Source organism: Cryobacterium sp. SO2 (assembly GCF_026151165.2).
Lineage (GTDB): Bacteria > Actinomycetota > Actinomycetes > Actinomycetales > Microbacteriaceae > Cryobacterium.
Window position 1 is genome coordinate 207,193 of sequence record NZ_CP117849.1, and the last position, 23,365, is coordinate 230,557.

Below are 23,365 nucleotides of genomic sequence, written 5' to 3' on the forward strand. Positions count from 1 at the left end.
TGCGCCCCGTTCTACCTCCTGCCTCCCAGCCCGCCACCAGACGCCAGCTCAGCCGCCAACGTAAAAGGACCCAGCGCAGAGTCCACCTCGCCATCGTGGCGAGCCTCACGGCCGGCAGCACCATCGTGGCGATCATCGCCGGACTCTCGATCGCTCCTGGGGATGTGCGGGCCGCGGCCGGCGCTGATGTTGCGGTGGCCAGCGCGACGCCCACGCCCACGCCCAGCGCCACCATCACGATGCCCACCGTGGTGGAACCGGCGCAGCCGATCGTGCGCAGCGCCGTTGTCGCCGCCGACGGCAGTCCGGCCGGCCCGGTCACCGGCGGCACCGTCGTGACCGTCACCGGCACCGACCTGGCCGATGTCACGAGCGCGAGTTTCGGCGAGAATCCAGCCCAGGTGGTGTCGGCGACTACGGACACCGTGACCCTGCAGACCCCCGCCGCCACCGGCCTCAGCACCGGTTCGGTGGCGGTGAGCCTCTACGCCAGCACCGGCGAGGCCGTCGCGGTGGCCGGTGGGGCCGGCGTCGACACCACCTCTGCCAGCGCCGCCGCCACGGCCGCCCTCACCGACGCGATCGAGCCGACGGCCGACGCCGCCATCACCGTGCCGTCGACGTCCGCCGCCACGACCGACCCGCCCGTGCTCACCTTCACCTATGTGCCCGACCCGCGGATCACCGCACAGATCGACTATGTGCTCGCGCACTGGCAGAACTACAACTCGGCCGCCTATGGGTCGATCTCCGGCAACGACTGCGTCAACTTCACCAGCCAGTCGCTCATCGCCCGCGGCTGGACCATGGATGCCGACTGGTCGTACGTCGCCGGAAAGTACAGCTCGGCCTGGGCCAGCTCCACGGCCTTCGCCGCCTACCTCGCCGCGCACCCGGAGCGGGCCACCCCGCTCACCGCCGCGCAGCGCGCCGAGGTGAAGGTTGGCGACATCGTGCAGTTCGACTGGGACAACTCGGGCGACAAGGACCACACGGGGATCGTGACCCGGGTGGAGCAAACCTCGACCGGGGTGGACATCTACTACGCGGGACACACCAACAACACCGACTACCGCTCGGTCGACGAATCGTTGGCGCTGTCGGGCGGCAGCGTCACCTACTGGAGCGTCGCCTAACCGGCCCACCTCATCGGCGGCTCATGGCGTGGTCCCAGACACTTCTGAAGATCATGTGGTTGGCTTGAGAATTCGCCCCCCCGAATAGAGGTAGTTGTGGCTTTAGCTCGACCAGCACGGATCGGTGTCGTCGCCCTCGTTATAGGCGGAATCTGCGTCGGAGGTGTGGCCCTGGCCACATCGGGCCAGGACCGAGTCTCCACGGCACAGACCGACGCCGCGGCACCGGCAACCGACACGACCACGGCCACCGCCGAGCCCCGCGAGACGCCGGCGGCGACAGCGGAACCCGTCGCCGTGGACACCGCCGTGCAGGCGCAACTGAACTACGCGCTCACCTACTGGTCCGACTACAACACCGACGAATACGGTGTGGTCACCGGCACCGACTGCGTCAACTTCACCAGCCAGTCGCTGATCGAACGCGGCTGGGCGATGGACGACGCCTGGTGGGCATCCGGCACCGGCTCGGACTTCGACTTCTCGTCACCCTGGGTGAGTTCAACGGCCTTCATGAACTACCTGGCCGACTCCGGCCGTGCCACCGCCCTCACCGACGACCAGCGCGACCAGGTGAAGCTCGGTGACGTCGTGCAGTTCGACTGGGACAACTCCGGCGACCGCGACCACACCGCCATCGTCTCCAAGATCGAGGGCAGCGGCGACAACATCGTCATCTACTACGCCGGGCACACCGACGACACCGACTACCGCTCGGTGGACTACGCGATCACCGAGAAGCACCCGGGCGGCACCGCGTACTACTGGAGCATCCCCTAGCCCCACCCGCACACACAAGAGTGGCCCATTTTTGCTAGTTGAGCGGGGTCCCGCACTAGCAAAAATGGGCCAGTCAGTGGTTCGGGCTAGCTGATCGCGGCGTCGACGATGGCCTTCGCCTCGACCTGCACCTGCTTGAGGTGTTCCGGGCCCTTGAACGACTCCGCGTAGATCTTGTAGACGTCTTCGGTGCCGCTGGGCCGTGCGGCGAACCAGGCGTACTCCGTGAAGACCTTCACGCCGCCGATCGCGGCGCCGTTGCCCGGCGCGTTGCTGAGTGCGCCGATGATCTTGTCGCCGGCGAGCTCGGTGGCCGTGATGGCGGCGCCGTCGAGCTTGCCGAGAGCGGCCTTCTGCGCGGGCGTGGCCACGGCGTCGATGCGCTCATAGGACGGAGCGCCGAAGTGCTCGGCGAGCTCGGCGTAGCGCACACTGGGGGACTTGCCGGTGACGGCCACGATCTCGGCCGCGAGCAGGGCCAGCAGGATGCCGTCCTTGTCGGTGGTCCACACGGTGCCGTCGAAGCGCACGAAGCTCGCACCGGCGCTCTCCTCGCCACCGAAGGCGACCGAGCCGTCGATCAGGCCGGGGACGAACCACTTGAAGCCCACCGGCACCTCCCACAGCTCACGGCCGAGGAAGCCAGCGACGCGGTCGATCATGGTGGAGGAGACGAGAGTCTTGCCGATCGCGGCATCCGCCCGCCAGCCGTCGCGGTGGCTGTAGAGGTACTCGATGGCCACGGCCAGGTAGTGGTTCGGGTTCATCAGGCCGGCATCCGGCGTGACGATGCCGTGCCTGTCGGCGTCGGCGTCGTTGCCGGTGAGGATGTCGAAGTCGTCCTTGTGCGCCAGCACCGAGGCCATGGCGGAGGGGCTGGACGGGTCCATCCGGATCTTGCCGTCCCAGTCGAGGGTCATGAACGCCCAGGTGGGGTCGACGTGCGGGTTGACCACGGTGAGGTTGAGCTCGTAGCGGTCGCGGATGGCGCTCCAGTAGTGCACACTCGCTCCGCCCAGCGGGTCGGCGCCGATGCGGATGCCGCTGGCCTTGATGGCCTTCATGTCGATGATGTTCTCGAGGTCGTCGACGTAGTGGCCACGGAAGTCGTAGGTCTCCACTGCGCTGGGCTCTGCCATGAGCACGGCGCGCATCTCGTCGGCGATGATCTCGTTTGCACGGTTGGCGATCCACGAGGTGGCGTCGCTGTCGGCCGGTCCGCCGTGCGGCGGGTTGTACTTGAAGCCGCCGTCCATGGGCGGGTTGTGGCTGGGGGTGACGACGATGCCGTCGGCCTGGTCGTCGTTCCCGGCACGGTTGTAGGCCAGGATCGCGTGCGAGAGGGCCGGGGTGGGCACGAAGTCGGCAAACTCGTCGACCAGCACCCGCACGCCGTTGCCCACCAGCACCTCGAGCGCCGAGGTGGTGGCCGGTCCGCTGAGTGCGTGCGTGTCCGCTCCGATGAACAACGGCCCGGTGATGCCCTGGCCGGCTCGGTACTCCACGATCGCCTGCGTCGTGGCGAGGATGTGGTTCTCGTTGAATGCCGTGTTCAGCGAGCTTCCGCGGTGGCCGGAGGTGCCGAAGACGACCCGCTGGGCGGCGACGGAGACATCCGGTTTCAGGTCGTAATACGCCCTGATGAGAGCCTCAACGTCGATCAGATCGGATTTCTGGGCCGGGGTGCCTGCGCGTGCGTTCATAGTGCCCAGTCTTGCACTCCAACTAGGCTGTGAGCCATGCCAGAGACTCCCGATGTGCACTACAGCTTCCTTGGGCCGGCCGGGACCTTCACCGAGGCCGCCCTCGCCCAGGTGCCAGAGGCCCAGGGCCTGCCGTGGCGAGCCGTCAACAATGTGGGTGAGGCCTTCGCCGACGTCGTGAGCGGCCGCAGCGTCGCCGCCATGATCGCCATCGAGAACTCCGTCGACGGCGGCGTGAGCGCCACCCAGGACGCCCTCGCCAGCGTGCCGAACCTGCGGATCATCGGCGAATACCTTGTGCCGGTCAACTTCGTGCTCGTCGCCCGCCCCGGTACCACCCTGGACGACGTCAAGATCGTGAACGCGCATCCGGTGGCGTACGCCCAGTGCCGCAGCTGGCTGGAGAGCACCCTGCCCAAGCACGGCCACATCCCCTCGTCGAGCAATGTGGCCGCCGCCGCTGCCCTGTTCGAGCCGGGCCCGGCGGATGCCGCCGTGGCGCCGCCCGGCATCGAGAAGCACCACGACCTCGTTGTGCTGGCCCGCAACATCGGCGACAACCCCAACGCCGTGACCCGGTTCGTGCTCGTCGGCCGCACCACCGTGATCCCGGCGCCCACCGGCGCGGACAAGACCAGCGTCATCGTGGAACTGCCAGAGGACCGGGCCGGAGCCCTGCTCGAGATGCTCGAGCAATTCGCCACCCGCGGCGTCAACCTCAGCCTGATCCAGTCCCGACCGATCGGCGACTCCCTCGGCCGCTACCGGTTCGTCATCGACGCCGACGGGCACATCCTCGACGAACGTGTCGCCGACGCCCTGTTGGGCCTGCGCCGGTTCAGCCCCAAGGTCATCTTCCTCGGCTCCTACCCGCGGGCCGACAAGGCGCCCAATGTGTTCACCGACCGGTACGACGACGAGGTCTTCATCGAAGCCAGGGACTGGCTGCGCGGTCTGGTGGCGGGGGAGCCCACGGCCTAACCGTCCAGGGCGCCCGGCTCAGGCCGCGCTCACCTGGCGTGCGGCGGGCACCCGCACCAGCAAGGCGCCGGCGTCAGCGCGCAGGAACACGCTCTTCACCAGGCCGAACTCGTCACCGTCCAGTTCGAACTCCTGCGGTTTCTCCGGCACGATCCGGATGTCGGTGCCGAGCAGGGTGGTCATGGCGCGTTCGTTGTCGGTCTCGGTGAGTTCGATGATGCGCCGGCCCACCGCCGAGCGTCGCAGCACGCCGTTCTGCCAGGTGACCCGCCGCCAGATCTTCAGCCAGCCCAGGAAGCCCTTGGGCTGCAGCACGGCGATGTCGAGGATGCCGTCGTCGATGAGCGCGTCGGGCAGGAACTGGATGTTGCCGGGCAGCAGCCCGCAATTGGCGATCAGGATCGTGCTCACCGTCGCCTGGTGCTCGCTGCGGGTGCCCAGGTTGTAGCGGATCCGGAACGGTTCGGCCTTGGGGATGGCGCGCATGCCGGCGTCGACGTAGGCCAGCCAGCCCACCTGCTTCTTCAGGTCGGGGCGGGTGGCGGCGATCATCTGCGCGTCGAGGCCGAGGCCGGCCATGACCAGGAAGACATGGTCGTCGATACGCTCATCGGGGAAGGTGACGGACGCCACCCCGAGGTCGATGGCCTTGGTGTCGCCGGTGAAGGCGATACCGATCGCGTCGTCGAGGCTGTTCAGGGGCAGCTGCAGGTTGCGGGCCAGCAGGTTGCCGGTTCCCACCGGCAGCACGCCGAGCGGCACTTCGGAGGCGCGCAGGGACTCCGCCACGGCGCGCACAGTTCCGTCGCCACCCGCCACCAGCACCAGATCCACGCCGTGGCGCAGCGCCTGACGGGTCACCCGCTGGCCCGGGTCCGCCACCGAGGTCTCGAACCACAGGGTTTCGGCCCACCCGGCCGCCTCGGCGACAGCGGTGACGCCGGCCATCAGCCGCACGGCATCCGTCTTCACCGGGTTGTAGATCACCGCGGCGCGGCGCTCGGCAGGGCTGTCATCACTGGAGGTCGATTCAGAGGCCGAACTGGAGGGCTGCACCCGCACAGGCTATAGCAAGGGGGTGCGGGCTGCGCTTGTAGACTGGCCGAGTGATTGATCCGGTGCTGTTACGCGAAAATCCCGACCTCGTCAAGCGATCGCAGGAGGCGCGGGGGGATTCCGTCGACGCCGTCGACGAGGCGCTCGCCGCCGACGCCGAGCGACGAGCCTCGATCACCGCGTTCGAAGCTCTGCGCGCGTCGCAGAACGCCTTCGGCAAGACGGTGGCCCAGGCCCCGCCAGCCGAGAAGAAGGCGCTCGTCGCCCAGGCTCAGAGCCTCGCCGCCGAGGTCAAGGCGGCCGGTGTCGTCGCCGCAGAGGCCGAGGCCCGCTTCACCACCGTGATGCGCACCATCGCCAACCCGATCATCGACGGCGTGCCCGCCGGCGGCGAAGACAACTTCGCCACCCTGCGCACCCACGGCGAGATCCCCACCTTCGACTTCGAGGCCCGCGACCACCTCGAACTCGGCGAGATGCTCGGCGCCATCGACATGAACCGGGGCGCCAAGGTGTCGGGGGCCCGCTTCTACTTCCTGCGCGGTATCGGCGCCAGGCTCGAGATCGCGCTGATGAACATGGCGCTCGACCACGCCCTCGCGGCCGACTTCATCCCCATGATCACGCCCACCCTGGTGCGCCCAGAGATCATGGACGGCACCGGGTTCCTCGGCGAGCACGCCGACGAGATCTACTACCTGCCCGCGGACGACCTCTACCTCACCGGCACCAGCGAGGTCGCGCTCGCCGGGTACCACAGCGACGAGATCCTCGACCTCACCGACGGCCCGCTGCGCTACGCCGGCTGGTCCACCTGCTACCGCCGCGAGGCCGGTTCGGGCGGCCGGGACACCCGCGGCATCATCCGGGTGCACCAGTTCAACAAGCTCGAGATGTTCACCTACGTGCTGCCGGAGAACGCCGAGGCCGAGCACGCCCGCCTCGTGGCCCTGCAGGAAGGCATGCTGCAGGCCCTCGGCCTGAGCTACCGCGTGATCGACGTCGCCGCCGGCGACCTCGGCTCCAGCGCCGCCCGCAAGTTCGACATCGAGGCCTGGGTGCCCACCCAGAACGCGTACCGCGAGCTCACCAGCACCAGCAACTGCACGAGCTACCAGGCGCGCCGCCTCGACATCCGCTACCGCACCGAGTCGGGCAAGACCGCCCCGGTCGCCACCCTCAACGGCACCCTGGCCACCACGCGGTGGATCGTCGCGATCCTGGAGACCCACCAGCAGGCCGACGGCTCGGTCATCGTGCCGGAGGCGCTGCGACCGTACCTCGGCGGACTCGACGTGCTCACGCCCATCCGATGACCGTCGTCACTGACGCCCCCTGGCTCATTGCCCTCGACATCGACGGCACGACCCTGCACGAAGACGGCTCCATCAGCGAGGCCGTGATCAGGCAGATCCGCCGGGTGTCAGAGGCCGGGCACGAGATCATGCTCGCCACCGGACGCAGCGCCGCCGCGACCCTGCCCGTGCTGGACAGGCTCGAGATCACCCCGCAGTTCGTGGTCTGCTCCAACGGCGCCATCACGCTGCACCGTGACGCGGATGCGCCAATGGGCTACCGACGCGAATGGGTGGAGACGTTCGACCCGAGCGACGTGCTCCTCTCCATCCGCTCACACCTCTCCAGCGCCAGATACGCCGTCGAAGACGAGCACGGCTACTACCGCTACACCGAGCCGTTCCCGGACGCCACCATCGGCATCGACAGCGAACACGTCGACTTCGAGGAGCTGCTCCTGCACGACGCCACCCGCGTCGTCGTGGTGTCACCTGACCACGACATGGAGGACTTCCTCCAGGTGGTGGAACAGATGGGCCTCAACCGGGTGAGCTATGCGATCGGGTGGACCGCCTGGCTCGATATCGCGCCGGACGGCGTGAACAAGGCCACGGCCATGGAGCGGGTGCGCGCGGAGATCGGCATCCCGCGCAGTCGGGTGATGGCCGTCGGGGACGGTCGCAACGACATCGACATGCTGCTCTGGGCCGGCGCCCAGGGACGCGGTGTGGCCATGGGACAGTCGCCGGAGGACGTGCTCGAAGCGGCCAGCGAACTCACCGTGAGTGTCGACGACGACGGCCTCGCCGTGGTCCTGAGCAGCCTCTAGCAAGGAGCCGTACGCCTGTGCAGGACCTTGCCAGACTGGCGTGTCAGGCTGCACATTCCGTGATCGGCTAAGATCGGGCGCAGTTCGAAGTTGGATCACGCCCCGCACGGGACGCCTCCGGCGACGAACACGGGAGGGCTGTCCGAGCGGCCGATGGAGCCAGTCTTGAAAACTGGTGGGCAGAAATGTCTCGTGGGTTCGAATCCCACGCCCTCCGCGCCGCGAGGCGCTGCACCTGCATAATGACGAAAGGATCTGAGTGAGCGACCAGTTGCGCCCCCGCTCGAAACGATCAAAGCAGATCAGCACCATCGCCAGGCACGGCAGGCTCAAGCGGTCCAACGCGTTCGCCAACGTCGCCAAGGTCCTCGCCGGCGCGCTCGCCGTTGTCATGGTCAGCGGGGTGTCCGTCGCGGCTCTCGCCACCCTCAACGTGGCCTCCAGTGTGAAGCCCGCCGTCGTGCTCGAGAACGAGACCGACGGCCCCGCTCCCAAGATCGACTCGATCGACGGCGGCGCCAACCTGCTGCTCGTCGGCAGCGACAGCCGCGAAGGCCAGGGCGACGGCTTCGGCGATCCCGCCGAGGAAACCGCCGTGCTCAACGACGTGACGATGCTCATGCACATCGCCGAAGACCACAGCAGCGCCACGGTAATCAGTTTTCCCCGGGACACCTTCGTGCCGATCCCGTCCTGCCCGGATCCCAACGGCGGCGACTTCAGCGCCATGAGCAGCCAGAAGATCAACACCACGCTCAACTACGGCGGCCTGGCCTGCACGGTCAAAACCGTCGAGGCGCTCACCGGCCTGTCGATCCCCTATGCCGCGCTCATCCAGTTCAACGGTGTGGCCGCGATGTCCGAGGCGGTCGGCGGAGTGCCCGTGTGTATCGCCGAGCCCATCGTCGACGAGTACACCGACCTCAACCTCAGCGCCGGCGAACACGAGCTCAAGGGCCTCGAGGCCCTGCAATTCCTGCGCACCCGCCACGGCGTCGGCGACGGCAGCGACCTGGGCCGCATCAGCAACCAGCAGGTGTTCCTGTCCTCGCTCGTGCGCACCCTGAAGAGCGCCGAAACCCTCAGCGACCCGCTCAAGCTCTATTCCATCGCCAAGGCCGCCGTCGACAACATGGAGCTGTCCACGTCACTGCAGAGCATGGACACCATGGTGTCCATCGCCATGGCCCTCAAGGACATCCCGCTCGAGAAGGTCGTCTTCGTGCAGTACCCGGTCAACTACGTTGACGGGGGCGTCGAACCGGACGAGACCGCTGCCGCCGACCTGATCGCCGATATCAACGCGGATGTCTCCCCGACGCTGGATCCCGGCGACGCCAGCTACCTGTCGGTCGCCGATCCCGCGGCGACTGCGGACCCCGCGGCGACGGCGGACCCTGCTGCCACTGCCGACCCCGCTGCGGACCCCGCCGCGGAACCGACGGACACGGCGACTGCCCTCCCGTCGAACGTCTACGGGCAGGACGCCTCGCAGCTCACCTGCTCGGCCGGACGGGCCGTCGAGGACCAGTAAGACCTCCGTCCGCGGCATCCGTTGAGCCAATGTGCAAACGGATGCCGCGGTGCCGTTAGTATGGTGGATGTGCGTTTGCGAAAGCTCTCGCTCGGGAGACGTCGCATAGCCCGGCTTAGTGCACCACCCTGCTAAGGTGGAGTGCCCCTCACGGGGCACCGAGGGTTCAAATCCCTCCGTCTCCGCTCTTCAAAAAACCCGCCTCATCACTCCGATGGGGCGGGTTTTTCGTGCACGAGGTGCCCGGCGAGTCTGCCGCGTCATGGAACTCGCGAGAGCCTGACGACGGTCACCGGAGTGAGGTCCACGGTGACCCGCTCCGGGTCGACGCCGGCCGCGGCCAGCGCCGTTTCCAGCTCAGCGGTCCCTGGCGCCGGTGGGGTGCCCTGCACGTGCAGGATCACCTCGGTGCCCTGCGTCGAGACGCCGGTGACCGACCAGCCGACGCCGGCGGCCCAGTCCCGGCCCACGGTCTGCACGGTGCCCTCGAGGTTGCTCTGCGCGGTGACGGTGACGCTCGTGACGGTGAGCGGAATGCCGATGAGCACCAGCATGCCGGCGAGCAGGGCCACGGGGGCCAGCAGGCTCGGTGCGGTGTGGTCGCCTGGCGCTCGCCGGCGGGTGAGCCGGCTCACGCCGTAGACCGACATCACCACGATGCCGGTGCCGAGGATCGCGACGACGTTGGTGAGGAACAAGAGCAGGGCGCCCAGGAACTGGGCGACCGACCCGGATTCGAGCACGAGGCCGGCTACGGAGAGTGGCGGCACGAGGGAGATGGCGATCGCGACGCCGGGCAGCGTGTCGGAGATGTCCCGGCGCACCAGCGCCACCGAGCCGACGACGCCGGTGCCCAGCGCCGCCAACAGGTCGATCAGCCGGGGGCTCACCCGGGCGGCGACCTGGGCGTTGGTGGCGGCCAGCACCGGTGTCTGCACGAGCAGCCCGACCGCGAAGCCGATCAGCACCGCGGCCGCGGCGCCGCCGAGCACGAGCAGCAGCGACCGCCCCAGGTTGGCCCGGTCGCCCAGCACCGTGGCAAGCATGGTGCCGAGGATCGGCGTCATCAGGGGTGCCACGATCATGGCGCCGATGACGGTGGCCGTGGAGTCGCCCACGATGCCCGCCGAAGCGATGATCGAGGCCAGCACCAGCAGCATCCAGAACCTGGAGTACCGCGCACCGGACGACGAGCCGTCGAAGAAGACGGCGTCGCGCATGTCAGCTGAGGTGTTGAACCGGTCGGCCACGCTGTGAACCTATCCCCGCAGCGCTGTCGGGGGTAGGCGCGCCAGAATGGGGCATGGCCACCAGACTGCTGCTGATCTCGGACACCCACGTTCCCCTGCGTGCCCGGCGCCTGCCCGAGCAGGTCTGGCGAGCCGTGGACGACGCCGATGTGGTGCTGCACGCGGGCGACTGGGTCGACCTCGCCCTGTTTGACGAGCTCAGCGCGCGGGCCAGGGCGCTGCTGGGCGTGTACGGCAACAACGACGGCGCCGGCCTCCGGGCGGTGCTGCCGGAGATCGCCAGGGACACGATCGAGGGCATCCGGTTCGCCATGATCCACGAGACCGGCGCCGCCGCGGGGCGGGAGGCGCGCGCGGATGCCGCCTTCCCCGCCACGGACGTTCTCGTGTTCGGGCACAGCCACATTCCCTGGGACACGGTCTCGCCCGGCGGCCTGCGCCTGCTCAACCCCGGCTCGCCCACCGACCGGCGGCGGCAGCCTGTGCACACCTATCTCACGGCCGTCGCCGACGCCGGGCAGCTCACCGAGGTGACCCTGGTTCCGGTCACTCCGGACTAAGGCCGCCGAATTTCAGGACCGGGAGGTGGACCGCAGATCAAGGAACCTGGCCACGAAATCCTCGGACGGCACCGGCCGTGAATACAGGTAGCCCTGCGCGAATTTACAGCCTCTCACCCGCAGCCATTCGGCCTGCGCCTCGGTTTCGACACCCTCGGCGATCACGTCGAGGCCGAGCGACGCCGCCATCTTGATGGTGAGGTCGGCCACCGGCGAATCACGGTCGGGGGTGATCAGGGCCACGAAGGACTGGTCGATCTTGATCACGTCCAGGTCGATCTCGGTGAGCCTGGACAGGCTCGAGTGGCCTGTGCCGAAATCGTCCATCGAGATGCGCACGCCGGCGTCCCGCAGCACCCGGATGTTGGCGCGCACGTCGGCGGCGTCGGTGCCGAAGTCGGTTTCGGTGACCTCGATGCGCACCAGGTCGGCCGGGAAACCCACCGCCGCGCACTCGGCGAGCACAAAATCGCCGTAGCCGGCGGAGGCCAGCTCCCGGGCCGACGCGTTGATCGACACGCTCACCGCTTGGCGGTCCCACCGGCGCAGCCGCCGCCAGGTCGCCGCCTCGGCGATCGACTCGCGCACCACCCACTGCCCCAGCACCTGGATCGAGCCGCTCGCCTCGCAGAGCGGGATGAATTCGGCCGGCGACACCAGGCCCCTGGTGGGGTGTTGCCAGCGCACCAAGGACTCGGCGCCGACCGCGACTCCGGTGGCCAGGTCGATCACGGGCTGGAAGCGCAGGAAGAACTCGCCGTTGCGCAGCCCGTCCCGCACGGCGGATGGGGAGGCGTAGTAGCCGCCATGGGTGATGATCTTGCCGCGGCCGACCCGCTGCGCCTCGAACAGCGCCTTGCCTGCCCGGCCGAAGAACTCGGTCTGCGACTCGTCGCCGTCCCGGGAAGAGATTCCGGCCGAGAACCCCGCCACCTGCCCCTGGATGCGCACCAGCAGGTCGCGTGCCTGGGTTGAGGTGTGCGCGGGCAGCAGGATCGCAAACGCGTCACCCTCCATCCGCGCCATGGTGGCGGTGGCCGGTAGTGCCGCGGAGACCCCGGTGACGAAGGCCACCATGGCCGCGTCGCCGCCCTCCAAGCCCTCGCGCCGGTTGACCAGGGCGAACTCGTTGATGTCCAGCCGCACCAGGGAGAGCAGTTCCGTGGGCGCGGCGTCCCGCATCGCGGCGCTGAGGATCTGCTCGAAGCCGCCGAAGTTGGGGATGCCGGTGAGCTCGTCGGTCTCGGCCAGGAGCGCGCTGCGGGCGAACCAGGTGAGGCCAAGCCCCGTCGCCAGCATGAGGAGCGCCGACATGGCGACATCGGCCGGGGCGGCCCCGGGGTGCACCGCGAGGGTGATGAGCGACAGCGGGATGAAGATGATCGGGTAGAACAGTGATTGCGCCGCGGGGATCACCGCGAAGGCGATCAGCGCGAGCAGGCTCGGGGTCCAGGCGAAGGTGAACGTGATGGCCTGATCGCCGGTGGCCGCCTGGCAGAGGAGGCCCATGACTCCCATCCAGCACAGGACGAGGTGGCGGAGCGGCACGCGCATCCGGCGCCGGAAGCACACCGTGATCGCCCCGGAGACGAGCAGGGCTGCGCCGACGACGAGAAGCACGCCGTCTCGCTCGTCGTTTTGCAGCATGCCATGAACGCCGTACAGGAACAGGGGAAGGCCGAATCCGAACTGGGCGATGCCCAGCAGGATTCCGGCGGAATCGGCGGCGTTGAACAGGCCGGGACGATAGCCCACTCCGGGGCGCCGAGCAGAGCGCGCCATGCCCCCACCCCCTGCCCCACAATCATCGGCTTCTTCACCGGGTTGACCTCAATCTACTGCCAGCGCCCCCAACCGCGGGACAACGATTATTCAGCGGGCTTGAGCACCTCGTCGGTGAACCCCTCGAGGCGGGCGAGCAGCCCGGCGCCGCGGGTCGCGACCATCTCGGCGGGGTTGGGCTGCATCTGCGACGGCGGCGGCAGAATGCGGATGAGGGTTGAGCAGGCCAGGTCGGAGCAGATGTAGGTGCCGACGGTGTTGCCGTCCCGGCCGGCCTGGCCGGCCTTGGGCACACTGAACAGGCTCACCTGGTGCGCCGGCTGTTGCGTGCGGCACAGGGAACAGAACGCCGACATGGAGCGGCCCGGCCCCCCGGTTGCGGCTCGCAGCACCATGCCCAGCGGGGTGTCGCCGCGCCAGAACACGATGTAGCCACGCTGAGGCGACTGCGGGTCGCGCCAGCCCAGGTACTCGCGTTCGGACCAGATGGTCTCGTGCAGCCCGGGGAGCGGTATCCGGGCGATCTCGTCGGCCGTGGCGTTCACGAAGGAACCCCGGATCTCGGACGCGGTCAGTGGTTTCATGATCTCCCTCCGATGATCCGTACAGCGTAGTCGAGCCTTTCGGCAGGCTCAATGGCAGCGCCCCCGGCGCGCTGGGCGGGCCGGGGGCGGATGCGAAAGGGTTGCGGCGGGAGCGCCGCCGTGGGTTACGCGACCGCGCGCAGTCCGTCCACCAGCGGGGTGGTGGGGTGGCCGATCAGGGTGGCCAGATCGTTCGATCCGCCGGCCAGCAGGCCGTCGCGGGTGTTGCCGTCCAGGGCGACGACGAAACCGACGGTGCCGCCGTCCAGGCCCGCGCCGGTGAGGATGGCGGTGTGCTCCTCCGGAGAGACGGCCGTGAAGACGACCGGGCGGCCGACGACCTCGGTGAGGGCCTCGGCCATCTCGGTGCCCGACCAGGCGACATCGCCGGCGAGCTCGTAGACCGTGTTCTCGTGGCCGGGGGTGGTGAGAACCACGGCGGCGGCCTCGGCGTAGTCGCTTCGCGAGGCGCTCGCGACGCGGCCGTCGCCGGCGCTGGTGAGGTAGACGCCGCTGTCGCGGGCCTGCTGGACGGCGGCGGCATAGTTCTCGGTGTACCAGCCGTTGCGCAGGATCGTGAAGGGAACGCCGGACGCTACCAGGGCCTCCTCGGTGGCCTTGTGCTCCGGGGCGAGGATCAGGGCCGAGGTCGTGGCCTTCGGAGCGCTGGTGTAGACGATGCGGCCCACGCCCGCGGCGGCGGCGGCGGTGATGGCGTTGGTGTGCTGCGCGACACGCTGGCCCACCTCGCTGCCGGAGACGAGCATCAGAACGTCGGCGCCGGTGAACGCGGCGACGAGGCTGGCCGGGTCGGTGTAGTCGATGACCGCCGTGGCCACACCCGTCGCGGCCAGATCGGCAAGCTTGGCGGTGTTGCGGCCCACTGCGGTGATCTCGGACGGGGTGACGCCGCGGTTGATGAGGTGCTCGACGATGAGGTGGCCGAGCTGGCCGGTGGCTCCGGTGACGACGATAGACATGGGGTTTCCCTTCGTAGCGCGCAGTCGCGCGCCTTCTGGGAGGTGTAACCGGCACCCCCGCCCATTACTTCCCAACCGCAGGTACCCACCTTTTGGTAAGCTACTTTCCATGACCACCGACCTGACCGCTCCTGCCGCCCCGCCCGCCGCCGAGGGTGCCGTGCGCGACCGCCTGGCCCGGCTGGTCGGCGACGTCGTTCCGGCCGACGGCGAGGCGCCGGCGGCGAATGTCTTCGCGGCGGGATGCGCAAGCCGGGTGGTCCTCGACCACGTCACGAGCAAGTGGGGCGTGCTCGTGATCGTGGCCCTGGCGGAGACCAGCCTGCGCTGGGGCGAACTGCGCCGCGGTATCGAGGGCATCAGCGAGAAGATGCTCGCGCAGACCCTGCGCACCCTCGAGGCCGACGGTCTGGTGCACCGGGAGGCGCAGCCGACCATTCCGCCCCGGGTGGACTACAGCCTTACCGACCGCGGGCACGAACTCGCGGCCCACCTCATCCCGCTGGTGCGCTGGGTGGGCGCGAACGCCGGCGACATCGTGGGCGGGCGCTGACCCGGTTCGGGCTCAGAGGTCCGGCAGGAACTGCAGCCACGCCACCCGGCGCTCGCCGCGGGGATCTGACTCCACCCGGTCGGCCTCGTCGAAGATCAGGGTGAGCCGGTCGCCCTCGGTGTAGGCCGGCCAGCCGACCCCGGTCAGGCCGGTGCTGGCGAAGCGCAGCCAGTGGGCGCGCATCCGCTCGCCGGTGCCGAGGAAGCTTTCGCGGCCGCCGAGGGCGGTGAGCGTGCGCATCCGGGGCTCGGTGCCGCGGCCGAAGAGGGCCAGGAGTTCAAGGCCGTGGGTGGCGTCGAGGCCCAGCAGCCGCATCAGGCGTGGCGCCAGGTCGAAGCGGTACAGAAAGACCGGCGCCACCCTGGAGTGCAGTTCGGCCACCTGCACGCTGGGGAACCAGAACGCGTAGTCGCCGCTGAAGTCGGCCTCGGCATGCGCGGCCGGCAGGGCGGAGTACACCGAGCGCATGATCGGGTGCGAGTGCGGCGGAGCGCTGTCGAAGAGCGACTGGATGCGCCGGGTGGAGCGGGGCAGGATGTCGACCCGGCCGCGGAAGATCGACCCCTCCCTGTCGTTCGTGCCGATGATGAGCGGCACCGGGTGGGCGCGGCCGTGCCGGAAGGCGTCCAGCGGCCGTTCGGGCAGGAAGGCGCCGTCGACGACCGGGGCCATGCAGAAGGTGCCGGGGTCGACATCCGGAGTGCGACGTTGCAGCACCAACGCGGCGCGCACCAGCGCGGGCCAGGACGCGGCGGCCAGTAGCTCGGCGGCGGGCCGGCGACCGCCGGCGAGCTCCGGCGCACGGGAGTGCCGCAGCACCTCGACGAACTCGGCCGCCCACCGCCCGGCCAGCTCCGGCGTGTACGCGGCGTTGGACGGCGGGCTCTGCGCGATGGCCTGGGCGAACAGGCCGGCCGCCGCCGGGGTGGCGAGCAGGGTGATCACGGCGTTGCCGCCGGCGGACTCGCCGAAGACCGTGACGTTGTGCGGGTCGCCGCCGAAGGCGCGGATGTTGTCCCGCACCCACTCGAGCGCGGCGACCTGGTCGCGCAGGCCCAGATTGCTCTCGAACGGGCGGGCCGGTGTGGCGAACCGGCTGAAGTCGAGGTAGCCCAGGGCGCCGAGCCGGTAGTTGAAACTCACGTAGATCACCCGGCCGGTGCGCACGAAACTCTCGCCGCGGCCGGAGTGGTCCTGGGAAGACCCGGCGCTGTAGCCGCCGCCGTGGATGAACACCATCACCGGCAGGCTGGTGTCAGGGGCGGTGTCTGCCGGGCGCTGCACGTTCACGCTCAGGCAGTCCTCGCCCATACGGGTGCGCCGGTCGACGCCCTTGAACTGGGTGCCGCGGTCCTGCGGGGCGACGGGACCGAACTCGCCGGCCTGGCGCGTGCCCGGCCAGGGGCGCACCGGCTGCGGGGCGCGGAACCGCAGCGGCCCGACCGGCGCCGCGGCATAGGGGATGCCGCGCCAGCTCAGGATCCCGTCGTTGGAGACTCCCCGCACCAGGCCTCCGGTCACGCGCACATCCAGCGGCCACGAGGGGGCCGGCCGGGTCAGGCCGTTCCTGGCCGGGTTCGGGGACAGGCCGCGCACGGTGTCTCCCTCCTTGCCGGGGTGGTCCCGGACGTCTCCCGGCGGTGCTGCTACCGGTATTCCGGGTTCGGTTCGAACCCGAACCTCTCGCCGGCGTCCCACTCCTGCCGCAGGTTGCCGTAGGCGGGGATGCCCCGGTTGGCCTTGAGGATCGCCGCGAGGTGCATGAGGTTCCAGGTCATAAACGTGGTGTTGCGGTTGGTGAACTCGTTCTCGGGGCCGCCGGAGCCCGCATCCAGATAGCTGGGCCCCGGGCCGATCTCGCCGATCCAGCCGGCGTCGGCCGCGGGCGGGATCGTGTAGCCGATGTGCTGCAGGCTGTAGAGGATGTTGGACGTGCAGTGTTTCACGCCGTCTTCGTTGCCGGTGATGATGGCGCCGCCCACCTTGCCGTAGTAGATGTACTGGCCCTTGTCGTTGAACTCGCCCGACATCGCGTAGAGCCGCTCGATGACCCGCTTGGTGACCGAACTGTTGTCGCCGAGCCAAATCGGACCGCCGAGCACCAGGATGTCTGCGGCGGCGACCTTGTCGAATAGCGCCGGCCAGGCATCCGTGGCCCAGCCGTGCGTGGTCATATCGGGGTAGACGCCGGTGGCGATGTCGTGGTCGATGGCGCGGATGACCTCGACGTGCACGCCCTGTTCGCGCATGAGGTGCGCGCTGAGGGTGATGATGCCCTGGGTGTTGCTGATCTCCGGGCTGCGCTTGAGGGTGCAGTTGATGAACAGGGCGCGCAGACCCTGGTAATCGAACGAGGCCTGCGTGTTCCTGGTCGTGTGCGGCATGGGGGCAGTCAAGCACCGAACCCCCGGCCTCGTCTAGGCCGGTGCGCGCGCCGGTTCAGCGTGGGTGGCGGCGATGCGGATGGCGCGCAGCCGGCTGCCGCGGAACGCCACGAGCAGCAGTAGGGCGGCGCCGTCGGCGGCGAGACCCCATCCGTTGATGTCTATGGTCAGGGCGGTGGTGAACAGGGAGGCTACGCCGAAGATGAGCAGCAGGGCGGCGTGGACCGCAGTGAGCGTGACCAGCAACCGCCAGGCGACCTGACTGCCGCGCCAGATGCCGGCGAGGATGAGAGCGTGCAGGACCAACCATGGCGAGAACGACGTCTCCCGCACGACGTGACCGGCGGCCGAGAGCGCCAGCGCGCACCCGAACCAGATCCGCGCGTCGACCTGGGCGATCCTGTTCCGCAGCTGCGTCATGGCCTCACCCTAGCGAGCAGCGGATGCCTCCCGAGCGTTCATTCCGTTCAATTGCGGACTTCGCACCTTCGTTTCGGAAACGAAGGTGCGAAGTCCGCAAATGAAACGTCTCAACCCTGAGTCAGGCCGCGGGGAGGGCCGCGTGCCGGGCGCGGAGGACCTGCCGGAGCGTGGTCGCGACCAGCGCGAGGAGGGCTACGGCGCTGATGGCGTACAGGAGTGCTCCCCAGGGAGCGTGGTCGCCGCCGCTGATCCCGAAGGTATCGGCGAGCGACATCCCAGCCCCGAAGGCGACGAACATGTGGGCTGGAGCGGCCAGGACAAGCAGCCAGAGATCCGTGGCGAGGACCACCGGCGCTGGCATCGCGGGGAGCAGGGCGGCGAGAAGGACCACGAGAGCGGCCAGAACCACGCCGATGATTGCCCAGACGAGCACCAGTGGCTCGCCGAGCGACTCATTCGCCCGCCCGAGTGCCGCGCGAATCTCGTCGAGGGTTGTGCCGGGGGCGGCGGCGAGTGGGTTCCACACGAGGGTCTGCGTGGCGCCGACCGCGGCATACGCGGCGATCGCCACCAACCCGACTAGGCCGGTGACGATGCTCTGGCGCGACCTGTGTGCTCCCGGGTTCCCCATGTCGCGAGCCTAGCGAGCGGCCCGCCGGGTGGGCGGCATTCATTCGCACACTTCCACCCTGAGTTTCCGCGACGAGGGGTCGAAGTTTGCGAACGAGTCGCGCGACATCCGTGTGCGGCGGATGCGGCGCGCCGCGAGCGCGGTCAGGGGGTGGGGGTCGGCGCCAGTGCGCGCGCGGGGCGCGGGCCGAAGCGGCGGGCCAGGAACAGCACGGGGATGAGCAGCGCCATCGGCAGGAGGAACGCGTGGGCGAGTCCGGTGCTGTCGGCGAGCAGGCCCACCAGCACGGCGCCGAGCACGGCCCCGGCGTAGTTGAACAGGTTGACCCTGGCGATCACCTCGTCGCTGCGGGCCTCGTGCAGCTCACCGGCTGCGCTGAACGCCAGCGGCACCAGGGCACCCACGCCGAAGCCGGCCAGGGCGAAGCCGGCCACGGCCGCCCAGGTGGAGGGCACGGATGCCACGACCAGGCAGCCGAGGATCGCCAGCACCGTGGTGACCACGGCCAGGATCACACGGCCGAACCGGCGCACCAGCATGTCGGCGCCGACCCGGGTCACCAGGATCGCGGCCTGGTAGGCGGCGTAGCCGAGCGGGGCGATCGCGGCGCCGGTGAGCAGCACGTCGTGCAGGTACACGGTGCTCCAGGTGCTCACCGCGGAGTCCACCACGAACGCGGCCAGCACCACGGTGCCGAACAGGGCGATGCCCCGGTGCGGCAGCTTGCCGTGCGGCGCCGCATCCGGTGCGGGCGGCAGCTTGGTGAGCCGTGGGTCGAAGCCGCGTACCCCCACGATGGCGATGGCGAGGGCCACGATCGCGCCCACGACCAGGGCGATGCTGGCGTTGGCCGCGGTGCCGGCCACGGCCGACATCAGCAGGGCGCCCAGGATGGCGGCGCCGGTGTACCAGGCGAAGAAGCCGGCCATCACCGAGACGCCCACGCGTTGCTGCACGAGCACGCCCTGCATCGCCCCCGCGGCGTCGACGATGCCCAGGCCGGCGCCGTAGATCGCGAACGCGGCGATGAAGGCGGGCAGTCCCACCGGCGAGGCGATCAGCGGCAGGGCGACGGCCTCGAGCAGCAGGCCCACCACCAGGGCCACGCGGCTTCCCCAGCGCAGGGCGAGCCGGTCGGCCAGCAGCGAGCCGCCGGCCGCCGCGATGCAGACCAGCAGCACGATCAGCGACACCACGGTGTCGTCGATGCCGTGCCGGGTCTTGAGGTTGGGCAGCGAGGTGACGACCACGGCGTAGCCGAAGCCCTGCGCGGCGTAGCTGGCGCTCACGGCCACCCGGGATCGCCGGAGACTGACGGGTGTGCGGATGCTCGTCGGTGCGCTCATGCGGTCAGCTCCAGTTCGGGGTGGTGGGAACGCACGATGCCGAAGGCCTCGTGGGCGATCTCGAGCGTGCGGGTGATGTCGTTTTGGGTGAGGGCGGCGTTGAGGAAGTGGTTGTGGTGCGAGGTGAAGAACACCCCGCGCCGCACGCATTCGGCCACCCACTCCTGGTGCAGCATGAGCGAGTCGTCGTCGGCGATGCGGAGGTAGAACAGGGCGGGTGCCCCGGAGGCTATCAGGCTGAAGCCGTGCTCGGCACCTGCCTGCACGAGTCCCGTCGTGAGCTCGGTGCCGAGGCGCTGGAACTGCGCCGGCGCATCCAGCTGCTTGAGCTTGGTGAGGGTGGCGATGCCGGCCGCGAACGGTATGGCGCTCATCCAGTAGCTGCCGGTGTAGTGCAGGCTGCTCACGGTGTCCTTCAGCGATTCGCGGCCACAGAGCGCCGAGACGTTGTAGCCGTTGGCGAGGGCCTTGCAGAAGCAGATGAGGTCGGCCTTGAACCCGAAGTAGTGGTCGGACCCGGCCAGGTCGAGGCGGAACCCGGCGCGCACGTCGTCGACGATGAGCACCACCCCGTGCGCGTCGCAGAGCGCCCGCACGGCTTGCCAGTAGCCCGCCTCCGGGAGGGTGTTGTCGGTGAAGTTGCCGTGCATGTACGGCTGGGCGATGAGGCCGGCGATGCTGCCACGGTGCTCACTGAACAGGCGCTCCAGGGCGGGCAGGTCGTTGAAGTCCACGTAGAGGTTGTTCGCCACCTCCTCCTCGAGCACGCCGGGGTAGTCGAGCTTCTGGGTCCACGGTGCAACGCCGTGATAGAAACCGTTGATGAAGACAATCTTCTTGCGCCGGGTGGCGGCGCGGGCGGTGAGCACAGCGAGGGTGGTGGCGTCGCCGCCGTTCTTGGCGAAGAAGGCCCAGTCGGCGCTGGCCACGGTGTCCACGAGCAGCTCGGCGAAGTCGACCATGATGGCGGAGGGGATCGTGACCACGTCTTCGAGCCTGGCCTGCTTGGCGGCGGCGGCGTCGACATCCGGGTCGCCGTAGCCGAGCACATTGGGGCCGTAGCCGCACATGTAGTCGATGTACTCGTTGTCGTCGAGGTCCCAGAATCGGGTGCCTTCTGCCCGGGAGGAGAACAGCGGGAACGAGGTCTGCGGGATGTAGCAGCCCTCGGTGGGGCCCTGGTGGCCGTAGATGCCGGAGGGGATGACGTTCAGCGCGCGGGCGAATGCGGCGCGGCTCTTCTCGAAGGTGTACGGGGTGGTGGGCGCGGTGCGCGCGGGAACGAGGCTCATGGTGCTTACTTTCCGAGGTAGTGACCGACGCGGTCGAGGATGCGGTTGACGTTGTCGACCATGGAGATGACGCCGCGCATGGCCAGGCGGCCGTCGCTCATGCAGGCGATGGCGCTGAGGTCGCCGGCGAGGATGCCGCCGGTGACCTCGAGGGTGGAGAAGGTGAGGGCGCCGCGCGGGTGCGGCGACGGCGCGGCAACGAAGGTGGCGTGGTGGTCGCGCAGTTGCAGGTGGTAGGCGAGGGTGCCGGTGACCTCGAGGGCGATGTCGCCGTCGGGGATGTGGTGGGCGCTGAACTTGCCGCTGCGGTCTTCGTTGGCCACCTGGGCGAGGGCGGCCGCGGCCACGTGCAGGGTGAGGATGGTGCTCGTCTCGCGGAATTCCGGGTCGGCCAGGTCGGCCTCCGTGGGCTGCAGGTAGCGGCCGAGCAGGTCGGTGAGGGGCGCGAAGACCCCGGTGAGGAAGCGCAGCCGGTGCGGGGCGGCGAGCGGGATCGGCTGGGCGGTGCCGTCGATCATCTTGTTGAAGTGCGCGACCGAGGTGAAGGCCAGGGTGAGCAGCGGTGCCTTCGGCGCACGGTCCCAGCGCACGCCGGTGGCGTCGAAGGTGAGCACGGGCCGGGGCATCCCGGGGATGACGAAGCGGATGCCCACCGGGGCCGGTGTGCCGGCGAGCAGGGCGCGGGCCGCTGGCACGCGGTCGACCAGCACCGGCAACGTGCCGAGCACGGCGAAGAGGTTGATGTGCGCCTGGACGCGCGGGTCGGTGTCAATCAGCACGGGGCTGCTCCTTGAGGGACGGGGTGGTGTCGGTGGGTATGGTCATGTCGGCCTGGCCGGCCAGCCGGGCGAGGGCATCCGCTGCGAAGACAATGGTGTCGCGGGCCGCCGCGGTGTCGCGGTCGGCGAGCCAGGTGCTGGTGATGCCGTCGGTGAGGGTCACGAGAAGCCGCGCGGCCCGGGGCAGCGGCACCGACCACTGGGCGCCGCACGCGTCGGCCGCCAGGGTGAGGCTGCGCTCGGCCGCCGCGTAGTAGGCGCGGTACTGGCCGGTGGTCTCGGGGGAGGGCGTGTTCTGCCGCATCGCGTACAGGCTCAGCTCCAGCAGGGCCTGCTCGCGCTGCGGGTCGGCCACAAGCAGGTCGAGGTAGCGGTCGAGGCCGTGCCGCAGGATGCCGGAGAGGTCGGTACCTGGCTGCCCGGCGGCCGGAAGGGCCGACAGTGCGGCCTCGAGCTCCGCGTGGGTGACGGTCTCGATGACCGCCGTGATCAGGTCGTCACGGGAGTCGAAGACGTAGTGGAAGCTGCCGAGCGGCATACCGGCCTCGGCGACGATGGCGCGGGTGGTGGCCGCGGCCAGGCCGGAGCGGGCGATCACTCGTACGGCGGCGCTGATCAGGGCCGCCCGGCGGTCGGCGAGGGGGAGGCGGGCCATGGGACGCCGAATCGGCGTGGTTGTGTGCGGTGCGGCGCTCATGCGGTGAGCCGGGCGGAGACGAGCAGGGCGAGCCGGGCCGGGGCCAGCCGGGCGAACATCGCGGTGGCCCGGTTGCGGCTGCCGACCACGAGCGAGGGTGGCGAGGAACGGCGGCCGAGGGCGACGAAGGCGGCATCCACCACCTGGTCGACGGTGAGCATTTGCCCCACCTTGAACCGTTCGGAGCCGGCCGCGGCGAAGAACTCGGTCTGGGTCGGACCGGGCGCGAGGGCCAGCACCTGCAGCGACGTGCCGCGGGACTCCTGCCAGATGGCCTCGGTGAGCGCTGTGACGAAAGCCTTGGTGGCGGCATAGACCGCGATGTTGGGCAGTGGTTGGTAGGCGGCGGTGCTCGACACGTTGAGCAGCAGGCCGGCGGGCGACGCGGTCAGCTGGGGCAGGAGCAGCAGGCTGAGCTGGGTGAGCGCCATCACGTTGACCTGGATCTCGTCGGTGATGCGGCCCAGGTCTTCCTCGGCGAACGGGCCCGCCGTGCCGAAGCCGGCGCTGTTGACGAGGGCGTCGACGGTGATTCCGCGCTCGCCGAGGTCGTCGACGAGGGCTTGCGCGGCGCCGGGCTGGCTGAGGTCGGTGGCCATCACCGTGGTGGTGGTGCCGAACGCGGCAGCCAGGTCGCGGGCCAGGGTCTCCAGGCGGTCGCGGCGACGGGCCACGAGCACGAGGTCGGCGCCCTGCTTGGCGAAGCGCCGGGCGAAGGTGCTGCCGAAGCCGGAGCTGGCTCCGGTGATGAGCACAACACGGCGGGGAACGGCGGGGGTCACGGAATCT

General features: G+C 69.7%; 23 protein-coding genes and 2 tRNA genes. 10 read left to right on the forward strand and 15 right to left on the reverse strand.

Annotation, left to right across the window (positions count from 1 at the left end; all coding sequences use genetic code 11):
• The first annotated feature begins 95 nt into the window (after window positions 1-95).
• Both BJQ94_RS00955 and BJQ94_RS00960 read left to right on the forward strand, forming a co-directional pair.
• The gene (locus BJQ94_RS00955) at window positions 96-1,136 is read left to right on the forward strand and encodes an amidase domain-containing protein (RefSeq protein ID WP_265398971.1); all 1,041 of its coding nucleotides are present in this window, start codon (window positions 96-98) and stop codon (window positions 1,134-1,136) included.
• A 96-nt stretch (window positions 1,137-1,232) separates the two neighbouring features.
• Complete coding sequence (locus BJQ94_RS00960) at window positions 1,233-1,916, forward strand: amidase domain-containing protein (protein WP_275875533.1); 684 nt, start codon at window positions 1,233-1,235, stop codon at window positions 1,914-1,916.
• Window positions 1,917-2,002: 86 nt separating this feature from the next.
• Here BJQ94_RS00960 and pgm read toward each other — a convergent pair whose 3' ends face one another.
• Entirely contained in the window at window positions 2,003-3,619 is a 1,617-nt protein-coding gene (gene pgm / locus BJQ94_RS00965) for a phosphoglucomutase (alpha-D-glucose-1,6-bisphosphate-dependent) (protein WP_265398969.1), read from the reverse strand.
• Window positions 3,620-3,655: 36 nt separating this feature from the next.
• Here pgm and pheA point away from each other — a divergent pair, with 36 nt between their 5' ends.
• Window positions 3,656-4,600, forward strand: coding sequence for a prephenate dehydratase (gene pheA / locus BJQ94_RS00970; protein ID WP_265398968.1), 945 nt, complete (start codon window positions 3,656-3,658; stop codon window positions 4,598-4,600).
• A gap of 18 nt (window positions 4,601-4,618) precedes the next feature.
• Here pheA and BJQ94_RS00975 read toward each other — a convergent pair whose 3' ends face one another.
• On the reverse strand, window positions 4,619-5,656 hold the full coding sequence (locus BJQ94_RS00975) for a diacylglycerol kinase family protein (RefSeq protein ID WP_265398967.1): 1,038 nt from the start codon (window positions 5,654-5,656) through the stop codon (window positions 4,619-4,621).
• A gap of 50 nt (window positions 5,657-5,706) precedes the next feature.
• Here BJQ94_RS00975 and serS point away from each other — a divergent pair, with 50 nt between their 5' ends.
• From serS to BJQ94_RS01000, 5 genes are all read left to right on the forward strand, one after another.
• On the forward strand, window positions 5,707-6,972 hold the full coding sequence (serS, locus tag BJQ94_RS00980) for a serine--tRNA ligase (protein ID WP_265398966.1): 1,266 nt from the start codon (window positions 5,707-5,709) through the stop codon (window positions 6,970-6,972).
• On the forward strand, window positions 6,969-7,781 hold the full coding sequence (locus BJQ94_RS00985; protein ID WP_265398965.1) for an HAD family hydrolase: 813 nt from the start codon (window positions 6,969-6,971) through the stop codon (window positions 7,779-7,781). Before serS ends, BJQ94_RS00985 begins: the two co-directional genes overlap by 4 nt.
• Before the next feature lie 132 nt (window positions 7,782-7,913).
• Window positions 7,914-7,998: transfer RNA gene (locus tag BJQ94_RS00990), tRNA-Ser, on the forward strand.
• A gap of 42 nt (window positions 7,999-8,040) precedes the next feature.
• The gene (locus tag BJQ94_RS00995) at window positions 8,041-9,315 is read left to right on the forward strand and encodes an LCP family protein (RefSeq protein WP_265398964.1); all 1,275 of its coding nucleotides are present in this window, start codon (window positions 8,041-8,043) and stop codon (window positions 9,313-9,315) included.
• Between the two features lie 94 nt (window positions 9,316-9,409).
• Window positions 9,410-9,500, forward strand: a tRNA-Ser gene (locus tag BJQ94_RS01000).
• 75 nt (window positions 9,501-9,575) lie between these two features.
• On the opposite strand, the gene BJQ94_RS01005 is transcribed toward BJQ94_RS01000, so the two are convergent.
• On the reverse strand, window positions 9,576-10,565 hold the full coding sequence (locus BJQ94_RS01005; protein ID WP_265398963.1) for a DUF389 domain-containing protein: 990 nt from the start codon (window positions 10,563-10,565) through the stop codon (window positions 9,576-9,578).
• 53 nt (window positions 10,566-10,618) lie between these two features.
• Between BJQ94_RS01005 and BJQ94_RS01010 the strand changes: the two genes are divergently transcribed.
• Window positions 10,619-11,125, forward strand: a complete 507-nt coding sequence (locus tag BJQ94_RS01010; protein WP_265398962.1) for a metallophosphoesterase — start codon at window positions 10,619-10,621, stop codon at window positions 11,123-11,125.
• A gap of 12 nt (window positions 11,126-11,137) precedes the next feature.
• Here BJQ94_RS01010 and BJQ94_RS01015 read toward each other — a convergent pair whose 3' ends face one another.
• From BJQ94_RS01015 to BJQ94_RS01025, 3 genes are all read right to left on the reverse strand, one after another.
• Window positions 11,138-12,907, reverse strand: a complete 1,770-nt coding sequence (locus tag BJQ94_RS01015) for a bifunctional diguanylate cyclase/phosphodiesterase (protein WP_265398961.1) — start codon at window positions 12,905-12,907, stop codon at window positions 11,138-11,140.
• Between the two features lie 86 nt (window positions 12,908-12,993).
• A complete protein-coding gene (locus tag BJQ94_RS01020; protein ID WP_265398960.1) occupies window positions 12,994-13,491 on the reverse strand; it encodes an FBP domain-containing protein in 498 nt (165 codons plus the stop codon).
• Between the two features lie 125 nt (window positions 13,492-13,616).
• The gene (locus BJQ94_RS01025; RefSeq protein WP_265398959.1) at window positions 13,617-14,471 is read right to left on the reverse strand and encodes an SDR family oxidoreductase; all 855 of its coding nucleotides are present in this window, start codon (window positions 14,469-14,471) and stop codon (window positions 13,617-13,619) included.
• A gap of 109 nt (window positions 14,472-14,580) precedes the next feature.
• On the opposite strand from BJQ94_RS01025, the gene BJQ94_RS01030 reads away from it, so the two are divergent.
• Window positions 14,581-15,024 (forward strand): helix-turn-helix domain-containing protein, encoded by a 444-nt coding sequence (locus BJQ94_RS01030; protein ID WP_265398958.1) that lies wholly within the window; start codon window positions 14,581-14,583, stop codon window positions 15,022-15,024.
• Between the two features lie 12 nt (window positions 15,025-15,036).
• On the opposite strand, the gene BJQ94_RS01035 is transcribed toward BJQ94_RS01030, so the two are convergent.
• From BJQ94_RS01035 to BJQ94_RS01075, 9 genes are all read right to left on the reverse strand, one after another.
• A complete protein-coding gene (locus BJQ94_RS01035) occupies window positions 15,037-16,620 on the reverse strand; it encodes a carboxylesterase/lipase family protein (protein ID WP_265398957.1) in 1,584 nt (527 codons plus the stop codon).
• A 50-nt stretch (window positions 16,621-16,670) separates the two neighbouring features.
• Window positions 16,671-17,408: a flavodoxin family protein gene (locus BJQ94_RS01040; RefSeq protein WP_275875534.1), complete on the reverse strand. Its 738-nt coding sequence runs from the start codon at window positions 17,406-17,408 to the stop codon at window positions 16,671-16,673.
• Between the two features lie 33 nt (window positions 17,409-17,441).
• Window positions 17,442-17,828 carry a hypothetical protein gene (locus tag BJQ94_RS01045; RefSeq protein ID WP_265398956.1) on the reverse strand — a complete coding sequence of 129 codons (387 nt, stop codon included), beginning with the start codon at window positions 17,826-17,828 and terminating at the stop codon, window positions 17,442-17,444.
• Window positions 17,829-17,949: 121 nt separating this feature from the next.
• Window positions 17,950-18,462 carry a hypothetical protein gene (locus BJQ94_RS01050; protein ID WP_265398955.1) on the reverse strand — a complete coding sequence of 171 codons (513 nt, stop codon included), beginning with the start codon at window positions 18,460-18,462 and terminating at the stop codon, window positions 17,950-17,952.
• Window positions 18,463-18,605: 143 nt separating this feature from the next.
• Window positions 18,606-19,808, reverse strand: coding sequence for an MFS transporter (locus tag BJQ94_RS01055; protein ID WP_265398954.1), 1,203 nt, complete (start codon window positions 19,806-19,808; stop codon window positions 18,606-18,608).
• On the reverse strand, window positions 19,805-21,100 hold the full coding sequence (locus BJQ94_RS01060) for an aminotransferase class III-fold pyridoxal phosphate-dependent enzyme (protein WP_265398953.1): 1,296 nt from the start codon (window positions 21,098-21,100) through the stop codon (window positions 19,805-19,807). Before BJQ94_RS01060 ends, BJQ94_RS01055 begins: the two co-directional genes overlap by 4 nt.
• A 5-nt stretch (window positions 21,101-21,105) precedes the next feature.
• Window positions 21,106-21,879: a hypothetical protein gene (locus tag BJQ94_RS01065; RefSeq protein WP_265398952.1), complete on the reverse strand. Its 774-nt coding sequence runs from the start codon at window positions 21,877-21,879 to the stop codon at window positions 21,106-21,108.
• Window positions 21,869-22,534 carry a TetR family transcriptional regulator gene (locus BJQ94_RS01070; RefSeq protein WP_265398951.1) on the reverse strand — a complete coding sequence of 222 codons (666 nt, stop codon included), beginning with the start codon at window positions 22,532-22,534 and terminating at the stop codon, window positions 21,869-21,871. Before BJQ94_RS01070 ends, BJQ94_RS01065 begins: the two co-directional genes overlap by 11 nt.
• Before the next feature lie 38 nt (window positions 22,535-22,572).
• Window positions 22,573-23,358 (reverse strand): SDR family oxidoreductase, encoded by a 786-nt coding sequence (locus BJQ94_RS01075; protein ID WP_265398950.1) that lies wholly within the window; start codon window positions 23,356-23,358, stop codon window positions 22,573-22,575.
• Between the last annotated feature and the right edge of the window lie 7 nt (window positions 23,359-23,365).

Coding starts and splice junctions, on each gene's coding strand:
- pgm (WP_265398969.1), bottom strand. CDS start 3,619: ATGAACGCACGCGCAGGCACCCCGGCCCAGAAATCCGATCTGATCGAC.
- pheA (WP_265398968.1), top strand. CDS start 3,656: ATGCCAGAGACTCCCGATGTGCACTACAGCTTCCTTGGGCCGGCCGGG.
- BJQ94_RS00985 (WP_265398965.1), top strand. CDS start 6,969: ATGACCGTCGTCACTGACGCCCCCTGGCTCATTGCCCTCGACATCGAC.
- BJQ94_RS01010 (WP_265398962.1), top strand. CDS start 10,619: ATGGCCACCAGACTGCTGCTGATCTCGGACACCCACGTTCCCCTGCGT.
- BJQ94_RS01015 (WP_265398961.1), bottom strand. CDS start 12,907: ATGGCGCGCTCTGCTCGGCGCCCCGGAGTGGGCTATCGTCCCGGCCTG.
- BJQ94_RS01020 (WP_265398960.1), bottom strand. CDS start 13,491: ATGAAACCACTGACCGCGTCCGAGATCCGGGGTTCCTTCGTGAACGCC.
- BJQ94_RS01025 (WP_265398959.1), bottom strand. CDS start 14,471: ATGTCTATCGTCGTCACCGGAGCCACCGGCCAGCTCGGCCACCTCATC.
- BJQ94_RS01030 (WP_265398958.1), top strand. CDS start 14,581: ATGACCACCGACCTGACCGCTCCTGCCGCCCCGCCCGCCGCCGAGGGT.
- BJQ94_RS01040 (WP_275875534.1), bottom strand. CDS start 17,408: ATGCCGCACACGACCAGGAACACGCAGGCCTCGTTCGATTACCAGGGT.
- BJQ94_RS01045 (WP_265398956.1), bottom strand. CDS start 17,828: ATGACGCAGCTGCGGAACAGGATCGCCCAGGTCGACGCGCGGATCTGG.
- BJQ94_RS01050 (WP_265398955.1), bottom strand. CDS start 18,462: ATGGGGAACCCGGGAGCACACAGGTCGCGCCAGAGCATCGTCACCGGC.
- BJQ94_RS01055 (WP_265398954.1), bottom strand. CDS start 19,808: ATGAGCGCACCGACGAGCATCCGCACACCCGTCAGTCTCCGGCGATCC.
- BJQ94_RS01060 (WP_265398953.1), bottom strand. CDS start 21,100: ATGAGCCTCGTTCCCGCGCGCACCGCGCCCACCACCCCGTACACCTTC.
- BJQ94_RS01070 (WP_265398951.1), bottom strand. CDS start 22,534: ATGGCCCGCCTCCCCCTCGCCGACCGCCGGGCGGCCCTGATCAGCGCC.